Annotated in this window: 1 pseudogene; it reads right to left on the reverse strand. The window is 71.4% G+C overall.

The features are described from left to right. Positions 1 to 241, reverse strand: a pseudogene (locus SB764_RS44130) (succinylglutamate desuccinylase); the annotation flags it as partial.

The following is a 241-nucleotide window of genomic DNA, read 5'->3' on the forward strand; positions in this document are numbered from 1 at the left end:
GCAGCGAGCGGGTGCCGTTGTCGCCGGCCTCGCCGAAGCGGCCGTAGTCGCGCATGCGCACGCCGGCGGCATGGCCGGCGTCGGCGATGATGGTGGCGGGGTTGCCCAGCGACAGGGCCAGGTCGATGTTGCGCTGTTCCATGCCGGTCAGTTGCAGCGGCACGTCGGAATTGCTCATCGAGTGGAAGTCCAGCAGCCAGTCGGCCTGCGCCACCCACGGACGGATAGCGGCGGCGCGGCG

Source organism: Paraburkholderia sp. SIMBA_027, from assembly GCF_046535315.1.
Taxonomy (GTDB): Bacteria; Pseudomonadota; Gammaproteobacteria; order Burkholderiales; family Burkholderiaceae; genus Paraburkholderia; species Paraburkholderia tropica.